The sequence below is a fragment of the Pseudomonas sp. 43(2021) genome (assembly GCF_017490805.1).
In the GTDB taxonomy this organism is placed as follows: Bacteria; Pseudomonadota; Gammaproteobacteria; order Pseudomonadales; family Pseudomonadaceae; genus Aquipseudomonas.
Window position 1 is genome coordinate 93,929 of the sequence record NZ_JAFGYJ010000019.1, and the last position, 25,098, is coordinate 119,026.

General features: G+C 64.5%; 22 protein-coding genes. 9 read left to right on the forward strand and 13 right to left on the reverse strand.

From position 1 onward, the window contains the following. Nucleotides 1-69 precede the first annotated feature (69 nt). From pgi to dksA, 10 genes are all read right to left on the reverse strand, one after another. Nucleotides 70-1,734: a glucose-6-phosphate isomerase gene (pgi, locus tag J5M71_RS17455; RefSeq protein ID WP_063911780.1), complete on the reverse strand. Its 1,665-nt coding sequence runs from the start codon at nucleotides 1,732-1,734 to the stop codon at nucleotides 70-72. A gap of 263 nt (nucleotides 1,735-1,997) precedes the next feature. Beyond that, nucleotides 1,998-2,861 (reverse strand): pantoate--beta-alanine ligase, encoded by an 864-nt coding sequence (gene panC, locus J5M71_RS17460; RefSeq protein WP_207834375.1) that lies wholly within the window; start codon nucleotides 2,859-2,861, stop codon nucleotides 1,998-2,000. After that, complete coding sequence (gene panB, locus J5M71_RS17465; RefSeq protein WP_063911778.1) at nucleotides 2,858-3,658, reverse strand: 3-methyl-2-oxobutanoate hydroxymethyltransferase; 801 nt, start codon at nucleotides 3,656-3,658, stop codon at nucleotides 2,858-2,860. The genes panC and panB overlap by 4 nt, the downstream gene beginning before the upstream one ends. Before the next feature lie 262 nt (nucleotides 3,659-3,920). Further along, nucleotides 3,921-4,400 carry a 2-amino-4-hydroxy-6-hydroxymethyldihydropteridine diphosphokinase gene (gene folK, locus J5M71_RS17470; protein WP_207834378.1) on the reverse strand — a complete coding sequence of 160 codons (480 nt, stop codon included), beginning with the start codon at nucleotides 4,398-4,400 and terminating at the stop codon, nucleotides 3,921-3,923. Next, the gene (locus tag J5M71_RS17475) at nucleotides 4,397-5,785 is read right to left on the reverse strand and encodes a polynucleotide adenylyltransferase PcnB (protein WP_039615244.1); all 1,389 of its coding nucleotides are present in this window, start codon (nucleotides 5,783-5,785) and stop codon (nucleotides 4,397-4,399) included. The genes folK and J5M71_RS17475 overlap by 4 nt, the downstream gene beginning before the upstream one ends. 1,006 nt (nucleotides 5,786-6,791) lie before the next feature. Then, the gene (locus J5M71_RS17480; RefSeq protein WP_063911775.1) at nucleotides 6,792-8,234 is read right to left on the reverse strand and encodes a sigma-54 dependent transcriptional regulator; all 1,443 of its coding nucleotides are present in this window, start codon (nucleotides 8,232-8,234) and stop codon (nucleotides 6,792-6,794) included. Nucleotides 8,235-8,238: 4 nt separating this feature from the next. Next, nucleotides 8,239-11,214, reverse strand: coding sequence for a sensor histidine kinase (locus J5M71_RS17485; protein ID WP_207834379.1), 2,976 nt, complete (start codon nucleotides 11,212-11,214; stop codon nucleotides 8,239-8,241). Further along, nucleotides 11,198-11,374, reverse strand: coding sequence for a hypothetical protein (locus J5M71_RS17490; RefSeq protein ID WP_003250005.1), 177 nt, complete (start codon nucleotides 11,372-11,374; stop codon nucleotides 11,198-11,200). Before J5M71_RS17490 ends, J5M71_RS17485 begins: the two co-directional genes overlap by 17 nt. A 245-nt stretch (nucleotides 11,375-11,619) precedes the next feature. After that, the gene (gene gluQRS / locus J5M71_RS17495) at nucleotides 11,620-12,507 is read right to left on the reverse strand and encodes a tRNA glutamyl-Q(34) synthetase GluQRS (protein WP_207834450.1); all 888 of its coding nucleotides are present in this window, start codon (nucleotides 12,505-12,507) and stop codon (nucleotides 11,620-11,622) included. A gap of 64 nt (nucleotides 12,508-12,571) precedes the next feature. After that, nucleotides 12,572-13,015, reverse strand: coding sequence for an RNA polymerase-binding protein DksA (gene dksA / locus J5M71_RS17500; RefSeq protein ID WP_025340685.1), 444 nt, complete (start codon nucleotides 13,013-13,015; stop codon nucleotides 12,572-12,574). Between the two features lie 210 nt (nucleotides 13,016-13,225). Between dksA and J5M71_RS17505 the strand changes: the two genes are divergently transcribed. Both J5M71_RS17505 and sfsA read left to right on the forward strand, forming a co-directional pair. Continuing rightward, nucleotides 13,226-14,398 carry a pyridoxal phosphate-dependent aminotransferase gene (locus J5M71_RS17505; protein WP_063911773.1) on the forward strand — a complete coding sequence of 391 codons (1,173 nt, stop codon included), beginning with the start codon at nucleotides 13,226-13,228 and terminating at the stop codon, nucleotides 14,396-14,398. Then, nucleotides 14,398-15,111 carry a DNA/RNA nuclease SfsA gene (sfsA, locus tag J5M71_RS17510; protein WP_207834381.1) on the forward strand — a complete coding sequence of 238 codons (714 nt, stop codon included), beginning with the start codon at nucleotides 14,398-14,400 and terminating at the stop codon, nucleotides 15,109-15,111. The genes J5M71_RS17505 and sfsA overlap by 1 nt, the downstream gene beginning before the upstream one ends. Here the strand turns inward: sfsA and J5M71_RS17515 are convergent. After that, nucleotides 15,074-15,418: a Rieske (2Fe-2S) protein gene (locus tag J5M71_RS17515; protein ID WP_207834384.1), complete on the reverse strand. Its 345-nt coding sequence runs from the start codon at nucleotides 15,416-15,418 to the stop codon at nucleotides 15,074-15,076. The genes sfsA and J5M71_RS17515 overlap by 38 nt on opposite strands. 148 nt (nucleotides 15,419-15,566) lie before the next feature. Between J5M71_RS17515 and J5M71_RS17520 the strand changes: the two genes are divergently transcribed. The 4 genes from J5M71_RS17520 (at nucleotide 15,567) to J5M71_RS17535 (ending at nucleotide 19,221) form a co-directional block, all read left to right on the forward strand. Continuing rightward, on the forward strand, nucleotides 15,567-16,451 hold the full coding sequence (locus J5M71_RS17520) for an ABC transporter substrate-binding protein (protein ID WP_207834394.1): 885 nt from the start codon (nucleotides 15,567-15,569) through the stop codon (nucleotides 16,449-16,451). Between the two features lie 50 nt (nucleotides 16,452-16,501). Further along, the gene (locus tag J5M71_RS17525) at nucleotides 16,502-17,485 is read left to right on the forward strand and encodes an iron ABC transporter permease (protein ID WP_207834452.1); all 984 of its coding nucleotides are present in this window, start codon (nucleotides 16,502-16,504) and stop codon (nucleotides 17,483-17,485) included. Further along, nucleotides 17,485-18,252, forward strand: a complete 768-nt coding sequence (locus J5M71_RS17530) for a heme ABC transporter ATP-binding protein (protein WP_207834396.1) — start codon at nucleotides 17,485-17,487, stop codon at nucleotides 18,250-18,252. The genes J5M71_RS17525 and J5M71_RS17530 overlap by 1 nt, the downstream gene beginning before the upstream one ends. Nucleotides 18,253-18,339: 87 nt before the next feature. Continuing rightward, a complete protein-coding gene (locus tag J5M71_RS17535) occupies nucleotides 18,340-19,221 on the forward strand; it encodes a ChaN family lipoprotein (protein WP_207834406.1) in 882 nt (293 codons plus the stop codon). A 178-nt stretch (nucleotides 19,222-19,399) separates the two neighbouring features. On the opposite strand, the gene J5M71_RS17540 is transcribed toward J5M71_RS17535, so the two are convergent. Both J5M71_RS17540 and J5M71_RS17545 read right to left on the reverse strand, forming a co-directional pair. Continuing rightward, nucleotides 19,400-19,678, reverse strand: coding sequence for a TfoX/Sxy family protein (locus tag J5M71_RS17540; protein WP_207834408.1), 279 nt, complete (start codon nucleotides 19,676-19,678; stop codon nucleotides 19,400-19,402). Nucleotides 19,679-19,918: 240 nt separating this feature from the next. Continuing rightward, nucleotides 19,919-21,481, reverse strand: coding sequence for a bifunctional aminoglycoside phosphotransferase/ATP-binding protein (locus J5M71_RS17545; RefSeq protein ID WP_207834410.1), 1,563 nt, complete (start codon nucleotides 21,479-21,481; stop codon nucleotides 19,919-19,921). 116 nt (nucleotides 21,482-21,597) lie between these two features. On the opposite strand from J5M71_RS17545, the gene mrcB reads away from it, so the two are divergent. Genes mrcB through J5M71_RS17560 form a run of 3 tightly spaced genes read left to right on the forward strand, consistent with a single transcriptional unit; the run spans nucleotide 21,598 to nucleotide 25,085 of the window. Further along, nucleotides 21,598-23,919 carry a penicillin-binding protein 1B gene (mrcB, locus tag J5M71_RS17550; RefSeq protein ID WP_063911765.1) on the forward strand — a complete coding sequence of 774 codons (2,322 nt, stop codon included), beginning with the start codon at nucleotides 21,598-21,600 and terminating at the stop codon, nucleotides 23,917-23,919. Nucleotides 23,920-23,934: 15 nt separating this feature from the next. After that, nucleotides 23,935-24,753, forward strand: coding sequence for a tetratricopeptide repeat protein (locus tag J5M71_RS17555; protein ID WP_207834411.1), 819 nt, complete (start codon nucleotides 23,935-23,937; stop codon nucleotides 24,751-24,753). Then, entirely contained in the window at nucleotides 24,753-25,085 is a 333-nt protein-coding gene (locus J5M71_RS17560; RefSeq protein WP_207834413.1) for a YqcC family protein, read from the forward strand. The genes J5M71_RS17555 and J5M71_RS17560 overlap by 1 nt, the downstream gene beginning before the upstream one ends. The last annotated feature ends 13 nt before the right edge of the window (nucleotides 25,086-25,098 follow it).

Sequence of the window (25,098 nt, forward strand, 5' to 3'; positions counted from 1 at the left end):
AGTTCTTGAGGCCTGTGCAGTATCTGTGGGAGCGGGCAAGCCCGCGAAGAAGCTGTCGAAGGTTTCAGATCAACCGCGGTGACGGCCGCGGAAGTAGTTGATCAGGCCTTGGGTGGAACCGTCTTCGGCGCTGTCTTCCAGGCTTCCTACAAGACGCTGGTAAACGCCCTTGCCCAGTTCCTTGCCCAGTTCCACGCCCCACTGGTCGAAGGCGTTGATGCCCCAGATCACGCTCTGTACGAAGACCTTGTGCTCGTACATCGCCACCAGCGCGCCCAGGCGGCGCGGGCTGATGCGTTCCACCACCAGGGTGTTGCTCGGGCGGTTGCCCGGGATCACCTTGTGCGGGGCGAGCTTTTCGATGTCCGCTTCGTTCAGGCCTTTGCCACGCAGCTCGGCTTCGGCTTCCTCGCGGGTTTTGCCCAGCATCAGCGCCTGGCTCTGCGACAGGCAGTTTGCGTACAGCCACTGATGATGGTCGGCCACCGGGTTGAAGCTCACCACCGGCACGATGAAATCGGCCGGAATCAGTTGGGTACCCTGGTGCAGCAACTGGTGGTAGGCGTGCTGGCCGTTGCAGCCGACGCCGCCCCAGATCACCGGGCCGGTATCGGTCTTCACCGGGGTGCCGTCCTGCAGCACGCTCTTGCCGTTGGACTCCATGTCCAGCTGTTGCAGGTGCTTGGTGATGTTGCGCAGGTAGTGGTCGTACGGCAGGATCGCGTGGCTCTGGGCGCCCCAGAAGTTGCCGTACCACACGCCCAGCAGGGCCAGCAGCACCGGCATGTTCTTGTCGAACGGCGCAGTCTGGAAGTGCTGGTCCATGGTGTAGGCACCGGACAGCAGTTCCTTGAAGTTGGCGGTACCGATGGCCAGGGCGATCGGCAGGCCGATCGCCGACCACAGCGAGTAGCGCCCGCCCACCCAGTCCCACATCGGGAAGATGTTTTCTTCGCGGATGCCGAAGGCCACGGCGGCGGCCTTGTTGCTGGAGACGGCGATGAAGTGGCGGTACAGCTCGGCTTCCGAGCCGCCCTGGGCCAGGTACCAGGTACGCGCGGCCATGGCGTTCTTCAGGGTCTCGAGGGTGTTGAACGACTTCGACGAGACGATGAACAGGGTGGTTTCGGCGCGCAGGTTGGCCGACAGCTCGTGGAACTCACTGCCGTCGATGTTCGCCAGGTAGTGGCAGCGCACGCCGCGCTGGGCGTAGGGCAGCAGCGCCTCGGAGACCAGCTCGGGGCCGAGGAACGAGCCACCGATGCCGATGTTGACCACGTCGGTGATCGGTTTTTCGCTGTAGCCGCGCCACAGGCCGTCGTGGATGCGGCCGACCAGTTCAGTGATCTGGTTGAGCACCTTGTGCACTTCCGGCATGACGTTCACGCCGTTGACGCTGAGCTTGTCGCCTACCGGCCGGCGCAGGGCGGTGTGCAGTACCGGGCGACCTTCGGAGGCGTTGATGATTTCGCCGCTGAACATCGACTTGATGGCGTCCTGCAGGCCCACTTCGTTGGCCAGGTTGACCAGCAGGTCGCGGCTTTGTTCGGTGATCAGGTTTTTCGAATAGTCGAGGAACAGGCCGCAGCAGCTCAGGGAGAACTGGTCGAAGCGCTTGGCATCGGCGGCGAAGGCTTCGCGCATGCTGAAACCTTGCATGGCGTCGCGGTGTTGCTGGAGCGCCTGCCAGGCGGGCAGGGCCGTCACATCGTGGGGTGTACGGTAATACGCCATTGCGCGGGGTTCCCTTGGTGCGTGATGAGGCCTTGGACACGGCAGCCATTGCCGGGTTCAGGCTGGCACCATTATAGGCAAAGGCCACTTGCAGGGAATGGGTAGGCGGGGGAATTTGGGGGGCGCAGTGGTCTTTGTGTTACCGGTACTGGCCTCATCGCTGGCAAGCCAGCTCCCACAGGGATAGCGCATGGTTCGAGACCGATGCGCTCGAGGTGGACGCTGGCTTGCCGGCGAATGGGCTGCAAGGCAGCCCCAGGCCGTTACGCGGTCTTCTCTTCCAGATGCAGGTACAGGTTGTCGATCAACCGTGTGTTACCCAGGTAGGCCGCCACCAGGATCACCAGGTCGCGGTCGCCAAAGCTTGCCGGGCGCAGGGTCAACGCATGGCGAATTTCCAGGTAGTCCGGGCGTAGGCCGGCAGCGGTCAGCTGCGCCTTGCCTTGCTCGGTCAGCGCCGGGAAATCAACCTGGCCATGGCCGATAGCCTCGCCGATCTGCTGCAAGGTGCGGTACACCACTGGCGCCGTAGCACGCTGTTCAGGCGTGAGGTAACCATTGCGCGACGACAGCGCGAGGCCGTCCTCGGCCCGCACGGTGGGCTCGCCGATGATCTGGATCGGCATGTTCAGGTCGCGCACCATGGCACGGATCACCGCCAGCTGCTGGAAGTCCTTTTCGCCGAACACGGCAAGGTCGGGCTGGACCATGTTGAACAGCTTGCTGACCACGGTGGCCACGCCCTCGAAATGCCCGGGCCGGCTGGCGCCGCACAGGCCTTCGGAAAGGTGGGGCACGCTGACGCGGGTTTGCACGCTCATGCCGTCGGGGTACATCTCTTCGACGGTAGGCGCGAACAGCAAATTGCAGCCGGCCTGAAGCAGGCGCTCCTGGTCGGCGGCCAGGGTGCGCGGGTACTTGTCGAGGTCTTCGTTGGGGCCGAACTGCAGCGGGTTGACGAAGATGCTGGCGACCACGAAATCGGCGCGCTGCGCGGCCTTGGTCACCAGGGCGGCATGGCCGCTGTGCAGGTTGCCCATGGTCGGTACGAAGCCGATGCGCTTGCCTTCACCGCGGGCGCGGGCGACTGCGGCGCGCAGTTCGCGGACGGTCTTGACTGTATTCATGCACTGAACCCGTGTTCGCTGCCTGGGAAGCTGACCTGCTTGACTGCCTCGACGTAAGCGACGAGGGCGCTGTGGATATCCGGCTGGCCTTGCATGAAGTTCTTCACGAACTTCGGTACCCGGCCGCTCAGCGACAGGCCGAGCATGTCGTGCAGGACCAGTACCTGGCCATCGGTGCCGCTGCCGGCGCCAATGCCGATCACCGGGATGCCCACGGCATTGGTGATTTCCGCCGCCAGTTCGCTGGGTACGCATTCGAGCAGCAGCATGGCCGCTCCGGCTTGTTCCAGGGCGATGGCGTCGGCGCGCATCTGCCGGGCCTGGGCTTCCTGGCGACCCTGGACCTTGTAGCCGCCCAGCACGTTGACAGTTTGCGGGGTCAGGCCCATGTGTGCGCACACCGGCACGCCACGCTCGGCCAGCAGGCGGATGGTCTCGGCCAGCCAGGCAGCGCCTTCGATCTTGATCATGTGGGCGCCAGCCTGCATCAGCGTGGCGCTGTTGGCAAAGGCTTGCTCCGGGGTGGCATGCGCCATGAACGGCAGGTCGGCGAGGATCAGTGCGCCGTCGTTGCCACGTTTGACGCTGGCGGTGTGGTAGGCCATGTCCGCGGTGGTCACCGGCAGTGTGCTGTCGTGGCCTTGCAGGACCATTCCCAGCGAGTCGCCCACCAGCAACACTTCGACACCGGCCTGGCTGGCGGCCCTGGCGAAGGTCGCGTCGTAGCAGGTCAGCATGGTGATTTTTTCACCCTTGGCCTTGAGGCCATTGAGGGTGGTCAGGGTTACTTCAGGCATGTAGGAAATTCCTCGTTCAGGCGCTGTAAAAAACGACTGCATTCAACGCGTGTAGTCATCTTCCGGAGCGGCACATCATCGCGCGTGATGTTCGGGCACAGGTCCGTCCGGGCCTAAATACGGGTATGCGGCACTTTGGTGCCACACGGGACGCCTATAGTCGTGAGCGAGGTGGGGGAAGTCAATCACCCTGTTACCGCATTGTTACGATCAGGGTGTTACTGGCGTTACCGCGGCAGTGTGCAAGGCTGGAACGCCCGGTTTACAGGCGTTCCAGGCCGACGAACGGGCAGTTGTCGAGCAGTTGCGCGAGGGCGCGGCCATCGGCCAGACGGAAATCGCCCGGTACCAGTTCGGCCAGTGGGTACAGCACGAAAGGCCGGGCATGCATGTGGTAATGCGGCACTTTCAGGCGCGGCTCGTCGAGCACCTGGTCGCCGAACAGCAGGATGTCCAGGTCCAGTGTGCGCGGGCCCCAGCGCTCCTTGCGCACGCGGCCCTGACCGTTCTCGATGGCCTGCAGTGCATCGAGCAGGGCCAGCGGCGGCAGGGCAGTGTCCAGCGCAGCGACGGCGTTGGTATAGCGCGGCTGGCCGGGCAGCAGCGAATCGCTGGTGTACAGGGCCGAGGCAGCCACCAGCCGCGTGGCTTCGACCTGGTCGAGGGCCTGCAAGGCGCTGCGCAGCTGCTCGGCAGGTGCGTCCAGGTTGCTGCCCAGGCCGATATAGGCGCGGGTACTCACTCGAACGCCTCGTCGCCACTGCGCTTGCGTTTGCCACCGCTACGCTTGCGTTTGCGCGGGCCGGCGCCGGTGCCTTCGTCGCGGCTGCCCAGCTCGCGGATCATCTCGCGGCGCTCGCTGTCGTTGGCATCCTGGTAGTCGGTCCACCACTGGCCGAGGTCGTCGGTTTCTTCCCCGGCGCTTTCCCGCAGCAGCAGGAAGTCGTAACCGGCACGGAAGCGCGGGTTGTCCAGCAGCACGTCGGCGCGCTTGCCGCTGCGGCGTGGCAGGCGCTCCTGCATGTCCCAGATCTCGCGGATCGGCAGGGTGAAGCGCTTGGGGATGGCGATGCGCGCGCATTGCTCGGCGATCAGGTCGTGGGCCGCACCGTTCATGGCCGGGATCGGCGGCACGCCCTGGTTCTGCAGGTGCAGCACGCGGGCCGGCAGGGCTGGCCACAGCAGCGCGGCGAAGAGGAACGCCGGAGTTACCGGTTTGCCTTGCTTCACGCGCAGGTCGGTGTTGTTCAGCGCCTGGCTGATCAGCGTGTGGGTGTAGGTCGGGCGCTCGTCCAGGGCATGCGAACTGGCCGGGAACAGCGGCTCGAACAACTGCAGGTCGACCAGCATTTCGAAAACGATGGCGCCCTGGCCGGAAAGGAACAGCTTGAGGCTCTCTTCGAACAGGCGCGCTGGCGGAATCTCGCGCAACAGCGGGGCCAGTTCGCGAATCGGCTGGACCGTGTGCTTTTCGATGCCGAAGTCGAGCTTGGCGGCGAAACGCACCGCGCGCAGCATGCGCACCGGGTCTTCCTGGTAGCGGTGGGTAGGGTCACCGATCAGGCGCAGCAGACGGTTGCGGATATCGTGCACGCCATTGGCGTAGTCGAGGATGCGCTCGCTGACCGGGTCGTAGTACAGGGCATTGATGGTGAAGTCGCGACGTTGCGCGTCTTCTTCCAGGGTGCCGTATACGTTGTCACGCAGGATGCGGCCACTGGCATTGTGCGACGAACGGTGGCTGTCGCCCTGGTCGTCTTCCGAATGGTGGGCGCGGAAGGTGGCGACTTCGATGATCTCACGGCCGAAATGCACGTGGACCAGCTTGAAGCGGCGACCAATGATGCGCGCGTTGCGGAACTCGGCACGGACCTGTTCGGGGGTGGCACTGGTGGCGACGTCGAAGTCTTTCGGCGTGATGCCCAGCATCAGGTCGCGGACACAGCCACCGACCAGGTAAGCCTGGTAGCCGGCGCTCTGCAGGCGCTCCACGATGTTCACCGCGTGGCGGCTGAACTGGTGGCGCTGCAGCGAGTGCTGGCTCTTGTTGATCACCTCAGGCGTGGTGCGCCTGTGGTGCGGGCCCGGTACGGGCGGGCGAAACGACTGGAACAGCTTCTTCAGCATGGGATGCACTGTTTGAAGGAATGTTCGGCCAAGAATAGGAGAATGGCCGCATGATGGGCGGGGATTCTAGCATTTACTCAAGGAATGGTGTAGGCGGGTAGCGGGATGCCTGCCGGAAGGGTAGAAACGACAAGGGGAGCCTAAGCTCCCCAAGAAGTCGTTGCGTGCTCTTATTGTTTTTTTGCTGGGCTTCTTGTTTTTGTTGAGTGCCCTGTCCACAAATCTCGAAGCTTGTGGACGACCCCCAATCCAGGGGTTAAGAGCAAACGGATTGCTTTGGTCGCTGATGTCACGTTGATCTGTCGATCCAACCAGTTCAGGCGCTGCTTTTTAGTGCAGTTTTTGTTGTTCTCTGCCTGGTTGTGGGGCAAGCCCCAAACACGCATCCTCTCCAAAAGAATCAGTTAGCTGCGCCTCCGCCGTCTTGTTTTTATTGTGCGTGAGCCGTTTCGTCTTGTTCTTATTCTGAGTTGCAGTGCTTGTTATTGTTCTTGTACCAGACATATAGCAGGTGCCGTGCCAACTTTTACAAGCCCAGTAAAATCAATGGGTTGGAGGTGGTGAACAGTTTTTCAGGGGTCGAAAATGTCGAAATTTCGTTACCGTACGCCTCGGGAACTGTTACGGCGGAAAGGGTGGGTAACAGATTTTTGCGGGGACTGAGGTGTTACCTGGGTGTTCGCCGTGACACGTTCAGCGCCTGTGAGATCGAGCGCCGCCCGCGCGGCGCTTCGCGGCACAAGGCCGCTCCCACATCTGTTTCGGGCCAGTCACTCCTGTGAGGTCTCCTCTGCCCGCCTTGTCTGTTCCATTCGATATCAAGGGGGGGGCGCGACAGCTCTTCATCAATCTTCAGCCATGCACCAAGGCTGCAACCCATCTGGCACAGGAATGATTGGCCCGAAACAGATGTGGGAGCGGGCTTGCCCCGCGAAGCGCCGCGCGGGCGGCGCTCGATCTCACAGGCGCCACATAGGCTGCGGCGTACGGTGGCGGGCAGGTTGAGTTACTCGCTGGTAGCGTTGCTCTTGCGCCGCGGGATGCCCAGGCGCTGGCGACGTTCCCACAGGCACTTGCGGCTGACCCCGAGCTTGCGGGCCAGCTCGGTCTCGGTCATGTGGTCCTGGTGCTCGAGCACGAAGTGCTGGAAGTAGTCCTCCAGCGACAAGTCCTCGGTCGGCTCATGGCTGGCATTGGCCGCACTGGCCACGGCCAGGGCGTTGTCGAGGATTTCGTCGTCCTCCAGGTCGCCCAGTTCGATGTCGATGCCCAGCAGGTCGGCGGAAATTTCTGCGCTCTCGCTGAGGATCACCGCACGCTCAACGGCGTTTTCCAGCTCTCGCACGTTACCCGGCCAGCTGTAGTGACGAATGGCCTGCTCGGCTTCGGCCGAGAAGTGCAGGTCGTCGCGGCCGATGCGCGCACTCTGGCGTGCGAGGAAGGCGCTGGCGATCTCGTTTACGTCGCTGCCGCGCTCGCGCAGTGCAGGCAGTTTCAGGGCGATCACGTGCAGGCGGTAATACAGGTCTTCACGGAACTGGCCGGCCTTGGCCAGGTTCTTCAGGTCACGGTGGGTCGCGGCAATCAGGCGCACATCGACCTTTTGCGACTGTACCGAACCTACCCGGCGAATCTCGCCTTCCTGCAGCACGCGCAGCAGGCGGGCCTGGGCTTCCAGCGGCAGTTCGCCGATTTCGTCGAGGAACAGCGTACCGCCATCGGCGGCCTCCACCAGGCCGGCACGCCCGGCGCTGGCGCCGGTGAACGCGCCTTTTTCGTGGCCGAACAGTTCGGACTCGATGAGTGTCTCGGGGATAGCCGCGCAGTTCACCGAAATCATCGGTGCCTTGGCCCGGCGCGACAGGTTGTGCAGGGCGCGTGCGACCAGCTCTTTACCTGTGCCCGACTCACCCTGGATCAGCACGTTGGAGTCGGTGGGCGCGACTTTGCGGATCTTGCTGTACATGTCCTGCATCGGCGGGCACGAGCCGATGATGCCGATTTCGCCATTGGCGGCTGCCGCGCTGCCTTTGTCGGCCGGGGCGGCCTTGCCATTGGTGGCGCGTGGCTCGGCCGCCGGTGCGGTGGCCGGGGCATTCTGCCGATCGCGCAGGATGCGCGCCACGGCTTGCAACATCTCGTCGTGGTCGAAGGGCTTGGCAATGTAGTCCACCGCGCCCATTTTCATCGAGTCTACCGCCGAGCGCAGGCTGGCGTAGCTGGTCATGATCAGCACCGGGGTGCCTTGGCCGAGCTTGATCAGTTCGGTGCCGGGCGCGCCTGGCAGGCGCAGGTCGCTGACGATCAGGTCGAAGGTGGCAATGCTGAAGCGTTCCTGGGCTTCCTGCACCGAGCCGGCTTCGCTGACCTGGTACTGGTTCCGCTCGAGCAGACGACGCAAGGCCGAGCGGATGATGGTTTCGTCTTCGACGATCAGAATGTGCGGCATTGATTCAATTCTCTCGACGGTCTCGAATTTCAGGGGACGTCGCTACGACATGCCGGGGCAGGGTCACGCGGATCCGGGTGCCACGTTGCCGTTCGATATCGGCCGGGCTGTCGATGGTGATTTGCCCATAATGCTCTTCCACGATGGAATAGACCAGAGCGAGCCCCAGTCCGGTTCCTTCGCCCGGGTCCTTGGTGGTGAAGAAGGGTTCGAACAGGCGGTCCATGATGTTCTTCGGTATCCCGCTGCCCTCATCCTCGACGATCAGGTCGACGGTGTGTTCGCTGACTTCGCTGCGCACGCGCACGGCGCTGCCGGGCGGCGAGGCATCGCGGGCGTTGGAGAGCAGATTGATCAGCACCTGGGCCAGGCGCTGCGGGTCCCCTTCGGCCCAGTGCTCCGGGTCGCAGAGGTTGAAGAACTGTACTTCGAAATTGCGCCGGTTCAACGCCAGCAGACCGATGGCGTCCTGCGCCACTTCGGCCAGGCATACCGGCTCTTCGCTGTTCTGGTGGCTGCCGCCGGCATGGGCGAAGCTCATCAGCGACTGGACGATGCGCGATACCCGCTTGGTCTGTTCGAGAATCTGGCTGGATAGCTCGATGATTTCGCCATCGCCCTCACGCTCCTCGCGCAGGTTCTGCGCCAGGCAGGCGATGCCGGTGATCGGGTTGCCGATCTCGTGGGCCACGCCGGCGGCCAGGCGGCCGATGCTGGCCAGGCGCTCGGAGTGCACCAGCTTGTCCTCCAGCGCCTGGGTTTCGGTAAGGTCCTCCACCAGCAGCACCAGGCCGCTGTTACCCGGGGCCAGCGGCTCGTCGATAGCGGCCTTGTGCAGGTTCAGCCAACGCGGCTGGCCGTCCAGCGCCAGGCGCTGCTTGTGCAGGTGCTCGTCGGGCACGTTGATGAAGCCTTGCAGCAGGCCGCGCCAAGGTTCGTCGATGGTGACCAGGCGCGAGCCGACCACGTGCTTGGCGGCGATGCCGGTGAGCTCTTCCATGGCCTTGTTCCACATCAGGATTTCCTGGTCCTTGGCCAGCGAGCAGACGCCCATGGGCAGTTCCTGCAGGGTCTGGCGGTGGTAGCGGCGCAGGGCGTCGAGCTCGGCGGCCAGGCCGGTCAGGCGCGAGTGGTAGTCTTCCAGGCGGCTTTCGATGAAGTGGATGTCCTCGGTCACGTAGTTTTCGTTACCGGACTTGTACGGCAGGAAGGTCTCGACCATGTCCTGGGCCACGCTTGGCCCCATCAGGCCGGACAGGTTGGCCTCGATGCGGTCGCGCAGGCGGCGCAAGGCATAGGGGCGGCGCTCGTCGAACGGCAGGTAGAGATCGCGCAGGGCCTGCTCCACTTCCTTCTGCGCGGCCTTGGCGCCCAGCGGCTTGGCCAGCTGGGTGGCGAACTCCTGTGGCGAGGCGGCATGCAGCTCGCGGCGTTGCGGGCGGCGCACGTTGTCCACCGCGCAGGCTTCGGCGGCGCTGACCTCTTCGTTGCTGGCGTTGGTGAACAGCGAAATCAGGGTGAACAACAGCACGTTGGCCGCCAGCGAGGCGATGGCCGCCATGTGCCAGCTGGTGTCGTCCAGCACGTAGATCATGTCCAGCAGCGGGATGTAGAAGCCCTGCAGGTTGCCCAGCAGCGGCAGCAGCATGGTCACCATCCACACCAGGGTGCCGGCCAGCAGGCCGGCGATGAAGCCGCGGCGATTGGCAGTCGGCCAGTACAGCACCGACAGCACGCCCGGCAGGAACTGCAACGTGGCGACGAAGGCGACGATGCCCAGGTTGGCCAGGCTCTGGTGGTTGTTCTGGGTCAGGTAGAACATGAACCCGGCGGTGATGATGGCGACGATCAGCGCACGGCGGGTCCACTTCAGCCAGCGGTAGATGTTGCCTTCGGCCGGCGGCTGGTACAGCGGCAGCACCAGGTGGTTGAGGGCCATGCCTGACAGCGCCAGGGTGGTGACGATGATCAACCCGCTGGCGGCCGACAAGCCGCCGATGTAGGCCAGCAGTGCCAGTGCCTGGTTGTTGGCGGCAATGCCCAGGCCCAGGGTGAAGTACTCGGGGTTGGTGCTGGCGCCCAGGCGCAGGCCGGCCCACAGCACCAGCGGCACGGCCAGGCTCATCAGCAGCAGGAACAGCGGCAGGCCCCAGCTGGCGCTGACCAGCGAGCGCGGGTTGAGGTTTTCGGTGAAGGCCATGTGGTACATGTGCGGCATGACGATGGCCGAGGCGAAGAACACCAGCAGCAGGGTGCGCCATGGGCCTTCCTGCAGTGGGGTATGCAGGGCAGCCAGGGCGGTCTGGTTCTGCAACAGCCACACTTCCAGTTCGTGCGGGCCGCCAAACACGCCATACAAGGCGTACAGGCCGATACCGCCCAGGGCCAGCAGCTTGATCACCGACTCGAAGGCAATGGCGAACACCAGCCCTTCGTGCTTTTCGCGTGTGGCGATGTGCCGCGAGCCGAAGAAGATGGTGAACAGGATGATCAGCGTACAGAAGGCGAAGGCCACCCGGGCCTTGACCGGCTCGCCGGTGAGGATGCTGATCGAATCGGCCACCGCCTGGATCTGCAGGGCCAGCAAGGGCAGCACGCCGATCAGCATGATGATGGTGGTCAGCGCCCCGGCCCAGGTGCTGCGGAAGCGGAACGCCAGCAGGTCGGCCAGCGAGGAGAGCTGGTAGGTACGGGTGATCTTGAGGATCGGGTAGAGCAGCACTGGCGCCAGCAGGAACGCGCCGGACACCCCCAGGTAACAGGCAAGGAAGCCGTAGCCGTACTGGTAGGCCAGGCCCACCGAACCATAGAAGGCCCAGGCGCTGGCGTACACGCCCAACGACAGGGTGTAGGTCAGCGGGTGGCGAATGATAGAACGCGGGATCAGCCCCCGCTCGCTGATCCAGGCCACGCCGAACAGCACCATGAGGTACGCGGCGCTGATCAGGATCATCTGGGTCAGGCTAAAGCTCATCGGCATCTCGTTGGCTCTGCAGGATGAAGGTGACGACGATCAGGATCAGCCAGAGCAGGTAAGGGCGATACCAGGCTCCGGTCGGTTCGATCCACCAGTCCATGATGGCCGGGGAGAACAGGTAGATCCCCACGACCAGAAGCAGGACCAAACGATAGATGTACATGCTGGCCTCGATGGTTGGGCGCTGCGGGCTTGGACTTATTATTGGCGCAAATGGCTGGGGGGATGCTAGCGGGAATCCATGGGGTTCGCCAAGAGGTTGAATTTATTGGGCTTTTGTTTTTGAGGGGTGGGCTACCTGTGCCGGCCTCTTCGCGGGTGAACCCGCTCCCACAGGTAATGCGCTTTCCTCAGGTTTGGTGAGGACCCTGTGGGAGCGGGTTTACCCGCGAAAGGGCCGGGCCTGCCTCAGCGCAAATCAGCCTCTGGCACCGTGGTCCGCTGCGCAATCGCCTCGGGCCGCCACTGCTTGCGCGCCACCGCCAGCACTTCAGCCGGCGTTGCCAGCAACAACTCGGGGTCTGCTTCCTGCCCCAGCGCCCGCAACGCCCGCAGCAACAGCGGTGTCGCCTGGTCTGCCTGCAGCGGCGGCGAGCGGTACGACTTGCCCAGCTTGTGCCCGTCCGGCTGCACGATCAGCGGAATATGCAGGTAACGCGGCTGCGAGAAGCCCAGCAACTCTTGCAGGTACAGCTGGCGCGGGGTGTTGTCGAGCAGGTCGGCGCCACGCACGATGTCGGTAACACCTTGCCAGGCATCGTCCAGCACCACCGCCAGCTGGTAGGCATACAGCCCGTCGCGGCGCTGGATGACGAAGTCGCCCACCTCACGCCCCAGGTGTTGCTGGTACTCGCCCTGCACCCGGTCGGTAAAGCGGTAGATCAGCTCCGGCACGCGCAAGCGGATTGCCGCACCTTCACGGGCATGCCCGGCGTTGCGGCACAGGCCTGGGTAGATACCGTTGTAACCCTCCAGCTGCTTGCGCGAGCAGGTGCAGGCGTAGGCCAGGCCCATGTTGAACAGGCGGTCGACCACCGCGGCATAGGCATCGTGCCGCTGGCTCTGGAACACCACTTCGCCATCCCACTCCAGGCCGTAGCGCTCCAGGGTCTGCAGGATCGCATCACGGGCACCGGGCATTTCCCGGGGTGGGTCGGTGTCTTCCATGCGCAGCAGCCAGCGGCCGTTGACGGCGCGGGCATCGAGCCAGGAGGCGAGGGCGGCGACCAGCGAGCCGAAGTGCAGGAAGCCGCTGGGGGTGGGGGCAAAACGCCCGATGTAGCTGGAGTCGGTCATGGTCAGGCTGGGCATATAAATGAAACGGGGCGCATGATGCGCCCCGTTCAGGTGGAAAGAAAGATCAGCCTTTGCCGACCGTTTTTTCCTTTTTCTCGGCGATTTCCTTGCAGTCGAAGCACAGGTCGGCGGTAGGGCGTGCCTCCAGGCGACGCAGGCCGATCTCGATGCCGCACGATTCGCACCAGCCGTACTCGTCGGCCTTGATCTTGTCGAGGGTCTTGTCGATTTTCTTGATCAGCTTGCGCTCGCGATCGCGGTTGCGCAGCTCCAGGGCGAATTCTTCTTCCTGGCTGGCGCGGTCGGCCGGGTCGGGGAAGTTGGCTGCCTCGTCCTTCATGTGGTCCACAGTGCGGTCGACACTGTTCATCAGCTCTTGCTTCCAGGCGCCGAGAAGCTTGGTGAAGTGCTTTTTCATGGGCTCGCCCATGTACTCTTCACCCTTGGTTTCTACGTAGGGCTCGACACCGTACATGGTCTGGGCTTTTTGCTTTTCTACGGTGGACATGAATAGACCGCCTCTCACTCATCTGATCCAATGCGCAGGCTGCTCCATCTCCGGCACCCGCCGGCCCTGCGACTGCGAGCCGCCGAACTTACCAGATAGATCAGGGGTGCGCTACCCCGCCCTATCCTGGTAATTGACAGCGGCGTGAGCCGCACGTTCGGTAGCGTGCAGAGGTAGAATCTCCAGTTTAGACCCATTTGAGAGAAGGTCATGGCCCACCCCTACAGTGCGCGCAGCCGCGCCATCGAACCCTTCCACGTCATGGCGTTGCTGGCCCGGGCCAACGAGCTGCAGGCGGCCGGACACGACGTGATTCACCTGGAAATCGGCGAACCGGACTTCACCACGGCCGCGCCCATCGTTGCCGCGGGCCAGGCGGCACTGGCCGCCGGGCACACCCGCTACACCGCCGCACGCGGCCTGCCGGCGCTGCGCGAAGCCATTGCCGGCTTCTATGGTCAGCGTTATGGCCTGAGTATCGACCCTGAACGCATCCTCATCACCCCGGGTGGCTCTGGTGCGCTATTGCTGGCCAGCAGCCTGCTGGTCGACCCGGGCAAGCACTGGCTGCTGGCCGACCCGGGCTACCCGTGCAACCGCCACTTCCTGCGTCTGGTCGAGGGCGGGGCGCAGTTGGTGCCGGTGGGCCCGGATGTGAACTACCAGCTGACCGCCGACCTTGTCGACCGCTACTGGGACAAGGACACGGTCGGTGCCCTGGTCGCCTCGCCGGCCAACCCGACCGGCACCGTGCTGGGGCGTGACGAGCTTGCCAGCCTGTCCCACGCTACCCGCGAACGGCATGGCCACCTGGTAGTGGACGAGATCTACCACGGGCTGACCTATGGCATGGACGCACCCAGCGTGCTGGAAGTGGACGACTCGGCATTCGTCCTGAATAGTTTTTCCAAGTATTTCGGCATGACCGGTTGGCGCCTCGGCTGGCTGGTAGCGCCCCCTGGCGCGGTGGCCGACCTGGAGAAGCTGGCACAAAACCTGTACATCAGTGCGCCAAGCATGGCCCAGCATGCCGCGCTGGCGTGTTTCCAGCCCGAAACCCTGGCCATTTTCGAGGAGCGCCGCGCCGAGTTCGCCCGCCGTCGCGACTACCTGTTGCCCGCCCTGCGCGAACTGGGCTTCCGCATTGCCGTCGAGCCGCAGGGGGCGTTCTACCTGTATGCTGACATCAGTGCCTTTGGCGGTGACGCGTTCGCCTTCTGCCGGCACTTCCTGGAGACCGAGCACCTGGCCTTCACCCCGGGCCTGGACTTCGGCCGCCACCTGGCCGGGCACCATGTGCGTTTTGCCTACACCCAGAGCCTGCCGCGCCTGGAGGAGGCGGTGCAGCGGATTGCCCGCGGCCTGCGGAGCTGGCAAGGCTGATGCAATTCCATCCCCCACTCGAACAGGGCCGCCTGCTGCGCCGCTACAAGCGCTTTCTGGCGGATATCGAACTGCCCGGCGGCGAGCAGCTGACCATTCACTGCCCGAACACCGGCTCCATGCTCAACTGCATGCGTGAAGGCGGGCAGGTGTGGTTCAGCCGCTCCAACGACCCCAGGCGCAAATTGCCGGGCACCTGGGAAATCAGCGAAACCCCGCAGGGGCGGCTGGCCTGTGTGAATACCGGGCGGGCCAATCCGCTGGTCGAAGAGGCCCTGCGTGCCGGCATCATCGCCGAACTGGCCGGTTTCAGCGCGCTCAGGCGTGAGGTGGCTTACGGTGAGGAGGGCAGCCGCATCGACTTTCGTCTGGAGTTCGACGGTGCCCCGGCCTATGTCGAGGTCAAGAGCGTGACCCTGGGTTACCCCGACAGCACGGTCGCGGCCTTCCCTGATGCGGTGACCCAGCGCGGTGCCAAGCACCTGCGCGAGCTGGCGAAGCTGGCCAGGCAGGGCGTACGGGCGGTGCAGCTGTATTGCGTGAACCTGACCGCTGTCGACGCCGTGCGCCCGGCCGAGGAAATCGATGCGGCCTATGCCCAGGCCCTGCGCGCGGCGGTGGCGGAAGGGGTGGAGGTGCTGGCCTACGGTACGCGCCTGGACGCCGAAGGCATCGTCATCGACCGCCGCCTGCCGGTGCTGCTGACCCCTTGAACCAGATGCCCTGGCTGTCCTCGTGGCAGCCCAGGGCCTGCAGTTGCTCGCCCTCGCACGGCCCGGCCACGCATTCGCCGCTTTCGATCAGGAACAGCGCGCCATGATGGGCGCAATGGATCAGGCTGGCGCTGTCATCGAGAAACGCATCCTCTGCCCAGTTCAGCGGGATGCCACGGTGCGGGCAACGGTTGCGGTAGAGGTACACCTGGCCCTGGCGGCGCACACCGAACAGTTCGATGCCGTCTACGCTGAAGGCGCGGCCTTGGCCTTCGGCCAGGCCGTGGGAGGTACAAAGGAAGTGCATGGCAACGACGACTCGTGAAACAAGGGGTGGCTTGACGCATCAATGCGAATAATTATCAAATTGCCCGCATTCGCTGCGCCCGGCTGCCTATGGTGCGCAGTTCCGTCGCCCGCCACAAGGCGTGCGGCCCGCCTGCAGAAGGAACCCGATGATGCGCCATCCTGTCGCCTTGCTCGTCCTGTGCGCAAGCCTTGTGCTCTCCAACCAGGCCTTGGCGGCCGAGACGCCGCAGCGTTGGGTCAGCGCTGGTGGCGCACTGAGCGAATGGATCAGCGCGTTGGGCGGTGAGGCGCGGTTGGTGGGGGTGGACACCACCAGCCAGCACCCGTCATCGCTCAAGTCACTGCCCAGCGTTGGCTACCAGCGGCAGCTGTCGGCGGAAGGCATTCTCAGCCTGCGCCCGGATGTGCTGGTAGGCACCGAGGAAATGGGCCCGCCACCAGTATTGGCGCAAATCCGCAAGGCTGGCGTGCGGGTCGAACTGTTCTCCAGCAAGGCCGAACTGGCGGCGGTGGATGACAACCTCAAGCACCTGGGGCAGTTGCTGGGCGCCGAACAGCAAGCCGCGGTGTTGGCGTCGGGCTACCACCAGAAGCTCGATGCCTTGCAGGCCAAGGTCAGGCAGGCCCAGGCCGGACAGAAGGCGCCAGGGGTGTTGCTACTGGTCGGGCATGCCGGGGCCAGGCCGCTGATCGCCGGGCAGGGCACCGCCGGTGACTGGCTGCTGAGCCAGGCAGGCGGGCGCAACCTGGCAGAACATCAGGGCTACAGGAATTTCTCCAGCGAAGCACTGGCGGCGCTGGACCCGGATGTGATCGTGTTTTCCGACCGGGCGCTGGCCGATGAGCAGGCCTTGCAGGCGTTGCTGAAAGAGAACCCCGCACTGGCGGCCTCGCGCGCCGTGCGCGAAAAGCGCCTGGTGTCGCTTGACCCGACGCTGCTGGTCGGCGGGCTCGGGCCGCGCCTGCCGGCAACCCTGCAGTCGCTGGCGGCCACCTTCTACCCGGCTGCCAAGGCCAGCCTCGCTCAATGAAGCAGCGGGTCCAGCCACGCACGCTGTTAATCTGCCTGAGCCTGTTGTGCCTGTTGGCGGTCTGGTTGTCATTGGCCCTGGGGCCGGTCAGCCTGCCGCTGTTCGATACCCTGCGTGCCGGCCTGCGCCTGCTCGGGCTGCCCATCGCCGCTGATGGCCTGCAGCAGGCCGAGATGATCCTCGGCCAGATCCGCCTGCCGCGCACCTTGCTGGGGTTGGCGGTGGGCGCGGTGCTGGCGTTGTCCGGGGTGGCCATGCAGGGGCTATTCCGTAACCCGTTGGCCGACCCCGGGCTGGTAGGGGTTGCCGCCGGTGCGGCGGTGGGCGCGGCGGTGGCCATCGTTGGCGGCAGCTGGCTGGGCGGCATGCCGGATATGCTTGCCCCTTACCTGTTGTCGCTGTGCGCTTTCATCGGCGGGCTGGGTGTGACTGCGCTGGTCTATCGCCTGGGGCGGCGCGACGGCCAGACCAACGTTGCCACGATGCTGCTGGCCGGTGTGGCCATGACCGCGCTGGGCGGTGCTGCCGTGGGGTTGTTTTCCTACCTGGCCGACGATGCCACCCTGCGTACGCTGACCTTCTGGAACCTGGGCAGCCTCAACGGTGCCAGTTACCAGCGGCTATGGCCGTTGCTGCTGGTGGCAGCGGGTGTGGCGGTATGGCTGCCACGCCGGGCCAAGGCGCTGAATGCCATGCTGCTGGGTGAGTCGGAGGCGCGCCACCTGGGCATCGATGTGGAGCGACTCAAGCGCGAGCTGGTGTTCTGCACGGCGCTGGGTGTGGGTGCGGCGGTGGCCGCTGCCGGGCTGATCGGCTTCATCGGCCTGGTGGTGCCGCACCTGGTACGCCTGCTGGCCGGGCCTGATCATCGTGTGGTGCTGCCAGCTTCCTTGTTGGCCGGTGGCGTGCTGATGCTGTTCGCCGATTTGGCGGCGCGGCTGCTGCTGGCGCCTGCCGAGCTGCCGATTGGCATCGTCACGGCCTTTATCGGTGCGCCGTTCTTCCTTTTCTTGCTGATACGAGGACGCAGCTGATGTTGCAAGCCGAGGGCCTGCACTTGCGGCGGGGCAGCAACGAAGTGCTGCATGACATTCATCTGCAGCTGAGCCCGGGGCAGGTGGTAGGCGTGCTCGGCCCCAACGGTGCCGGCAAGAGCAGCCTGCTGGGTGTGCTGTGTGGTGAGCTGGCGCCCGATCGCGGGCGGGTGACGCTACAGGGCAGGCCACTGGCCGACTGGGCCGGGCCGGAACGGGCCAGGCGCCTGGCGGTGTTGCCGCAGGTGTCCAGCCTGGGGTTCTCGTTCCGGGTCGAGGAAGTGGTGGGCATGGGGCGCATGCCCCATGGCACCGGGCAGCGGCGCGACGCGGAAATCGTCGAGGCGGCCTTGCGGGCGGCGGATGCCTGGCACCTGGTAGAGCGCAGTTACCTGGCATTGTCTGGCGGCGAGCGGCAAAGGGTGCACCTGGCCAGGGTGCTGGCGCAGCTGTGGCCGGGCGAAGCAGGCACTACGCTGCTGCTCGACGAGCCGACCTCGATGCTCGACCCGCTGCACCAGCACACCACCCTGGAAGCCGTGCGCCGCTTTGCCGACCGTGGCGCCGCGGTGCTGGTGATCCTGCATGACCTGAACCTGGCGGCGCGCTACTGTGACCGTATCCTGCTGCTGGAGCAGGGGCGCTGCCATGCCTTTGCAGCGCCCGAAGCCGTGCTGACGCCGGCGGCGTTGAAGGCGGTATACGGGATCGATGTACTGGTTCAGGCGCACCCGGAGCGTGGCCATCCGCTGATCATCACCCGTTGATGTGGGTATTCAAGACGCCGAGGCGTGCGCTCCCTCAAGAGCTGGTGCAGGCCTATACATTGTTGAATGACATGGAGGTACTGCCCAATGCGACATCCGCTGCTGTCCGCTTTCTCGCTGGGCCTGGTACTGGTACTGGGTGGCTGCCAGGCCAGCCTGCCACCGCTGCCCGCTTGGCAGAGCAGTGAAGGGCGCAGCCATGCCGAGCTGGGACATATCGTCGATCTTGCCAGTGGCCAGCTGATCAGCCCTGAGCAGCTCGTGCAGCACCTGTCTGCCGCCCCCCGGGTGCTGGTCGGCGAGAAACACGACAACCCCGACCATCACGCGCTGCAGCTATGGCTGCTGCGCGCCTTGCAAGGCCAACGCGCGCAGGGCAGCCTGCTGCTGGAAATGCTGCAGCCCGAGCAGCAACCGCTGCTGGACAAGCTCGCGGGGCAACCTTGGCCGGCAGACCTGCCCAAGGCCCTGGCCTGGCAGGATGGCTGGGATTGGCAGCTGTACGGGCCAATCGTGACTGAAGCCTTGCAGCAGCGGGTGCCTTTGCTGGCCGCCAACCTCTCACCCGGCGAGATGCGCCAGGCCTATCGACAGCCGCCTTCGTTACCGGGCGAACGGTCCAATGCGCCGACGGTCAAGGCCGCCCTGCTGGAGCAGGTGCGCGTCGGGCATTGCGGGATGCTGCCAGAAAGCCAGTTGCCGGCAATGCTGGCCGTGCAGCAGCAGCGCGACCGGCGAATGGCCGAGCGCTTGCTGGCGGCGCCGCAGCCGGCACTGCTGTTGGCCGGGGCTTATCACGTGCGCAAGGACCTGGGGGTGCCGTTGCACCTGGCTGACCTGCAAGCACAAGGGGAGAGCAAGGTACTGCTGCTGGCCGAGGTGGGTGAGCAGGTCGACACGGGCGAGGCTGATTATGTGTGGTACACAGCAGCGATGCCGGAGCAGGACTATTGCGCGCAACTGCGGTGACAGGGCTGCAAAGGGCAAAAAAAGACCCGGCAAATTGCCGGGTCAATAACCGTGATTAGCCTGATGAGGAGATAATCTGAGAGTCCGAACCAGGGGCTCTTAGCTTATCCAACCAGTCTCGCGACCAGTTATGATAATCATAACGATTCTCATTTCGGCGTCAATCCCTTTCCTGTGATTATTTTTTATTTTTTTGCGCAGGGCTTTTCGCATCCAGTTGTTGGTTGAGCGCTTCTTTGCGTTCGAGCGGCAAATCGTTCCAGTGCATGTCCAGCAGGGCGCCTTCAATGGCATACAACAGCACCTTCGATGCGCGGAACCCTCGTGTCTTCACGGCCTGGTACGCACCCACCGCGCCCAGGCGGCGCAGATCCGATGCGCTGTGGATGCCGGCTGCATGCAGCCACTGCGCAGAGGTCTTGCCAAGGTTCTTCAGATGCTGCAATTCATCGTTCATCGAGCCTCCTTGCGATGGCTGAACGGGGATTGGGGGATAAATCGCGAGCAGGTCAGAGAGGAGTGTAGCGGGGGTTAGGAAATGCGCGGCCTTTTGCCATCGGGGGCGACGAGATGTCCTGTGCCGGCCTCTTCGCGGGCTTGCCCGCTCCCACAGGTACTGCGTCAGTCGTGAGGCTTGCAGATAACCTTGTGGGAGCGGGTTCACCCGCGATGAGGCCGGCCCAGGAAAACGCTGAGCTTACAGGCCAGGCAGGCGCTGGCGAATCTGCTCGATCACCTGGTCCATGCTACCGGCATTCTGGGTATCGACGCGGGTGCTCTGCACCAGTTCCTGTGCATCCAGCGGCTCACGGCTGGCCTGCTGGGCCTTGACCACTTCCAGGGTGGCATCCGACGGGTCGGTGTTTTCTGCCTGGCGCTGCTCCAGCCAGCTGGCGATGACCGCATCCGGCGCATGGCAGTCGAGGATCAGGAACGGCACCCCGGTCTGGCTGGCGATGTCCGCTGCGGCCTGGCGCTGCTCACGCTTGAGGTAGGTGGCATCCAGCACCACCGGGAAGCCGGCGCGCAGCACGGTCGCCGCTACCTCGTGCAGGCGCTGGTAGGTCGCGACACTGGCGTCCTGGTCATAGATGCCGGTACTCAGCTGACCAGCGTCAGCCTGCTGCTGTTCGCCGAACAGGCGCTTGCGCTCCACGTCCGAACGCACGCGGACGGCACCCAGGGCCTCGACCATGCGCATGGCCACGTGGCTTTTGCCCACTGCCGAAACGCCGTGGGTAATGGCCAGCAGGCGCGACGGGATGGCGCTGTAGCTTTCTGCCAGGTTGGCATAGTTGCGGTAGGTGCGCAGGGTGGTGGCGCGCTGCACGCCATCGGCATCGGCCGGCATGCTGAACAGCGCCACCTTGGCCCGCACCAGCGCGCGGTAGGCTTTGTAGAAGTTGAGCAGTTCCAGGCCTTCGTAGTCGCCGGTCAGTTCCAGGTACTGGCTGATGAAGCGCCGGGCCAGGCATTTCAGGCCACGGTCTTCCAGGTCCATGGCCAGGAAGCTGGTGTCGGCATACACGTCGGTCAGGCGGAACGGTTCGTTGAACTCGATGCAGTCGAAGATCACCACCTTGCCATCGATCAGGGTGGCGTTGCCCAAGTGGATGTCACCGTGGCATTCACGGATGAAACCATTGGCCTTGCGCTTTTCCAGCAGGCCATGCAGGCGCTCGAAACTGCTGCGTGCCCAGGCCTGCAGGGCGTCGAGCTGTTGCAGGTCGGCCTTGTCGCTGAGGAACGGGCGAATCTGCTCGAAGTTCTGCTCCACCGGCGCCATCACGCTGTCTGGTGTGCCCAGTGGGTGCTCCACCGGCACACGCGGGGCCTGCAGATGGAATTCGGCGATCTGCCGGGCCATCTGGTCGATGTGCGCAGCATTCAGCTCGCCATTGGCCTGCAGGGTGTTGAGCATCTGCCCCTGGGGGAACTGGCGCATCTTCAGCACGTATTCGATGGCTTCGCCTTCACCACCGATCTGTGGTGCGTCAACGCTGCCGGTGATCGGCAACACTTCCAGGTACAGACCGTCGGTCAGGCGCTGGTTCAGGCGCAATTCCTCGTTACAGAAATGCTGGCGCTGGTCCAGGCTGGTGAAGTCGAGGAAGCCGAAGTTCATCGGTTTCTTGACCTTGTAGGCATACTCGCCGGTGAGCAATACCCAGGAGATATGCGTCTCGATGAGCTGGAACCCATCCACGGGGTGAGGGTACAGGGCTGGGTTCTGCAACGCAGTGATAAGGGCTTGGCTCACGGGAAATCCTTCCGGGGGCAGGGAATTCGAATGCGCCATTATGGTCAATGGTGCCGTCCCTGCCTACCGCCGGGGGCGTCTGCCCAGCCTTTATAAAGTGCGTATAATCCGCCGTCATGACCCGAACCCGAAATCCCCGTACCCCTCAGAAACGCCCGACCGGCCGCTCCCGCGCCTGGCTGGGCTGGGCTTTGAAGCTCAGCCTGGTCGGCCTGGTGATCGTCGCCGGCTTCGCGGTTTACCTCGATGCCATCGTCCAGGAGAAGTTTTCCGGCAAGCGCTGGACCATCCCGGCCAAGGTGTATGCCCGGCCGCTGGAACTGTTCACCGGCCAGAAACTGAGCAAGAACGACTTCCTCACCGAGCTGGACGCGCTCGGTTACCGGCGTGAAAGCGCGGCCAACGGCCCGGGGGCGGCGGCAGTCAACGGCAATACCGTCGAGCTCAATACCCGTGGCTTCCAGTTCTACGAGGGCATGGAGCCGGCGCAGTTCGTGCGTGTGCGCTTCTCCGGCGATTACGTGGCGGGCCTTTCCGGCGCCAACGGCAAGACGCTCGACGTAGTGCGCCTGGAGCCGCTGATGATCGGCGGCATCTACCCGAAAAACCTCGAAGACCGCATCCTGATCAAGATCGACCAGGTGCCGCCGTACCTGCTCGAAACCCTGGTGGCGACGGAGGACCGCGACTTCTACAGCCACTTCGGGGTGTCGCCCAAGTCCATCGCCCGCGCCATGTGGGTCAACACCTCGGCAGGTTCCATGCGCCAGGGGGGCAGTACCCTGACCCAGCAGTTGGTGAAGAACTTCTACCTCACCAGCGAGCGTAGCCTCAGCCGCAAGCTGACCGAAGCGATGATGGCCGTGCTGCTGGAACTGCACTACGACAAACGCGAGATCCTCGAGGCCTACCTCAACGAGGTGTTCGTCGGCCAGGATGGCCAGCGTGCGGTGCACGGCTTCGGCCTTGCCAGCCAGTTCTTCTTCAGCCAACCGCTGTCGGAGCTGAAACTGCACCAGATCGCCTTGTTGGTGGGCATGGTCAAGGGGCCGTCCTACTACAACCCGCGTCGCTACCCTGACCGTGCCCTGGCCCGCCGCAACCTGGTGCTCGACCTGGTGGCCGAGCAGGGCGTGGCCAGCCAGGCAGAAGTCGATGCCGCGAAGAAGATGCCGCTGGGCGTGACCAAGCGTGGCAGCCTGGCCGACAGCTCGTTCCCGGCCTTCCTCGACCTGGTCAAGCGTCAGCTGCGCCAGGACTACCGCGATGAAGACTTGACCGAAGAAGGCCTGCGCATCTTCACCAGCTTCGACCCGATCCTGCAGATGAAGGCCGAAACCTCGATGAGCGAGACCTTCAAGCGCCTGGCGGGCCGCAAGGGCGCTGACGAGGTGGAGTCGGCGATGGTCGTGACCAACCCGGAAACCGGTGAAGTGCAGGCGCTGATCGGCAGCCGCCAGGCCGGCTTCGCCGGCTTCAACCGCGCCATCGATGCCGTGCGGCCGATCGGCTCGCTGGTCAAGCCGGCGGTGTACCTGACCGCGCTGGAGCAACCGACCAAGTACACCCTGACCAGCTGGGTGCAGGACGAACCGTTCTCGGTCAAAGGTGCCGATGGCCAGGTCTGGCGCCCGCAAAACTATGACCGCCGCCCGCATGGCACCATCTATCTGTATCAGGGTCTGGCCAACTCCTACAACCTGTCGACTGCCAAGATCGGCCTGGAAGTGGGCGTGCCCAACGTGATCAAGACCATTGGCCGGCTGGGCGTGAATGTCGACTGGCCGGCGTTCCCGGCCATGCTGCTGGGTGCCGGCGGCATGTCGCCGATGCAGGTCGCGACCATGTACCAGACCATCGCCAACGGCGGCTTCAACACCCCGATGCGCGGTATCCGCAGCGTGCTCACCGCCGAAGGTGAGCCGCTCAAGCGCTACCCGTTCCAGATCCAGCAAACCTTCGACCCGGGGGCCATCTACCTGGTGCAGAACGCCATGCAGCGGGTGATGCGCGAGGGCACCGGCCGCTCGGTATACAACACGTTGCCGCGCAACCTCACCCTGGCGGGCAAGACCGGTACCAGTAACGATTCGCGCGACAGCTGGTTCTCCGGCTTCAGCCAGGACCTGCTGGCGGTGGTGTGGATGGGCCGTGACGATAACGGCAAAACGCCATTTACCGGCGCCACCGGTGCCCTGCAAGTGTGGACCAGCTTCATGAAAAAGGCCGACCCGCTGCCGCTGGACATGCCGCAACCGGATAACGTGGTGCAGGCCTGGATCGACCCATACAGTGGCCATGGGTCTGATGGCAGCTGTCCGGGAGCGGTGCAGATGCCGTATATTCGCGGCAGTGAACCGCCCGCCGGCGCGACCTGTGGCGGCGAGCAGGATCCAGTTGAATCGGTCATGGACTGGGTCAAGGGCTGGATGAATTAAGCACAGGCTGCATTGATGAGGTGTGACGTGAACAAGTGGCTGTTTCCTGCCGTGACGGCGCTGGCGGTGCTCCAGGGGTGCGCCAGCGTCCCGCGCGGCAATATTCCGGTGGTCGACTCGAGCACCCGCGTGTCCAACAGTGAACGCGTGACGGCCAACCGCTCTGCGGGTGGCTATAACGCGGGCACCACGCAGGCGCAAACGCTGCCTGAGGATTCCGGCGTCACCGTGATGATCCCCCAGGGCGCTGGCGCTTCGGGCATCCAGACGTTCCCGGCGGCCAATGGCGCGGCGCCGATCAGCACCTCGCCGATTACCCCGGGGCCGATCACCTCCGGACCGATCACCACAGCGCCGGTCGGTTCGGCACCGATGACCACCAACCCCAACCCGATCGCCGACGAACCCTTCGACATCGCGGCGATGAACAGCGCTTCGCAAAGCACCAGTGCGCCAACCGGTATCCCACGTAGCAGCGCTGCTGCGGGTGGCCTGTCGGCCGATGAGCAACTGGACGGCCCGGTGCTGGCGCTGCTGACTACCGCGAAGACGCAGCAGGGCAGTGGTGACTTCAACGGTGCCGCCTCGAGCCTGGAGCGCGCCCAGCGCATTGCCCCGCGCGAGCCACAGGTGCTGTACCGCCTGGCCCAGGTGCGCCTGTCGCAAGGTGATGCGCCGCAGGCCGAGCAGCTGGCGCGTCGCGCCCTGACTTACGCCAACGGCCGCCCGAGCCTGCAGGCCGAGCTGTGGAACACCATCGCCCAGGCCCGCGAAAAGCAGGGTGACAGCGCTGGCGCCGCCCTGGCCCGGCAAAAGGCCCGGGTCAATTCGTGATGATCGAGCAGCGTATTCTGGATATTGCCGACCACCTGATGCTGATCGAGCGTGAACTGCAGGTGCAAGGCTGGTGGGGTGACGAGCCACCCAGCGATGAGGCACTGGCCAGTACGGTGCCTTTCGCTGTCGATACCCTCAGTTTCGAGCAGTGGCTGCAATGGATCTTCCTGCCGCGCATGAAGATCATCATCGAGCTGGGTCAGCCGCTGCCCAACGCCTCCGGCATCCTGGTCATGGCCGAAACCGTGTTTACCGACCGGCCAGAGCAAAGTCGTGAGCTGCGCCGCCTGTTGGCAGCATTTGACCAATTGATTGCTCCTTCCGCCTGATTTCTTCAGTTTT

What these genes read in the sequence shown, in the direction of transcription:
- J5M71_RS17520 (WP_207834394.1), top strand. Translation starts at nt 15,567, where the DNA reads ATGATGCGCCATCCTGTCGCCTTGCTCGTCCTGTGCGCAAGCCTTGTG.
- J5M71_RS17505 (WP_063911773.1), top strand. Translation starts at nt 13,226, where the DNA reads ATGGCCCACCCCTACAGTGCGCGCAGCCGCGCCATCGAACCCTTCCAC.
- J5M71_RS17560 (WP_207834413.1), top strand. Translation starts at nt 24,753, where the DNA reads ATGATCGAGCAGCGTATTCTGGATATTGCCGACCACCTGATGCTGATC.
- J5M71_RS17480 (WP_063911775.1), bottom strand. Translation starts at nt 8,234, where the DNA reads ATGCCGCACATTCTGATCGTCGAAGACGAAACCATCATCCGCTCGGCC.
- J5M71_RS17555 (WP_207834411.1), top strand. Translation starts at nt 23,935, where the DNA reads ATGAGGTGTGACGTGAACAAGTGGCTGTTTCCTGCCGTGACGGCGCTG.
- dksA (WP_025340685.1), bottom strand. Translation starts at nt 13,015, where the DNA reads ATGTCCACCGTAGAAAAGCAAAAAGCCCAGACCATGTACGGTGTCGAG.
- gluQRS (WP_207834450.1), bottom strand. Translation starts at nt 12,507, where the DNA reads ATGACCGACTCCAGCTACATCGGGCGTTTTGCCCCCACCCCCAGCGGC.
- pgi (WP_063911780.1), bottom strand. Translation starts at nt 1,734, where the DNA reads ATGGCGTATTACCGTACACCCCACGATGTGACGGCCCTGCCCGCCTGG.
- J5M71_RS17515 (WP_207834384.1), bottom strand. Translation starts at nt 15,418, where the DNA reads ATGCACTTCCTTTGTACCTCCCACGGCCTGGCCGAAGGCCAAGGCCGC.
- J5M71_RS17530 (WP_207834396.1), top strand. Translation starts at nt 17,485, where the DNA reads ATGTTGCAAGCCGAGGGCCTGCACTTGCGGCGGGGCAGCAACGAAGTG.
- panC (WP_207834375.1), bottom strand. Translation starts at nt 2,861, where the DNA reads ATGAATACAGTCAAGACCGTCCGCGAACTGCGCGCCGCAGTCGCCCGC.
- sfsA (WP_207834381.1), top strand. Translation starts at nt 14,398, where the DNA reads ATGCAATTCCATCCCCCACTCGAACAGGGCCGCCTGCTGCGCCGCTAC.
- J5M71_RS17535 (WP_207834406.1), top strand. Translation starts at nt 18,340, where the DNA reads ATGCGACATCCGCTGCTGTCCGCTTTCTCGCTGGGCCTGGTACTGGTA.
- mrcB (WP_063911765.1), top strand. Translation starts at nt 21,598, where the DNA reads ATGACCCGAACCCGAAATCCCCGTACCCCTCAGAAACGCCCGACCGGC.
- J5M71_RS17485 (WP_207834379.1), bottom strand. Translation starts at nt 11,214, where the DNA reads ATGCCGATGAGCTTTAGCCTGACCCAGATGATCCTGATCAGCGCCGCG.
- J5M71_RS17540 (WP_207834408.1), bottom strand. Translation starts at nt 19,678, where the DNA reads ATGAACGATGAATTGCAGCATCTGAAGAACCTTGGCAAGACCTCTGCG.
- J5M71_RS17475 (WP_039615244.1), bottom strand. Translation starts at nt 5,785, where the DNA reads ATGCTGAAGAAGCTGTTCCAGTCGTTTCGCCCGCCCGTACCGGGCCCG.
- J5M71_RS17490 (WP_003250005.1), bottom strand. Translation starts at nt 11,374, where the DNA reads ATGTACATCTATCGTTTGGTCCTGCTTCTGGTCGTGGGGATCTACCTG.
- panB (WP_063911778.1), bottom strand. Translation starts at nt 3,658, where the DNA reads ATGCCTGAAGTAACCCTGACCACCCTCAATGGCCTCAAGGCCAAGGGT.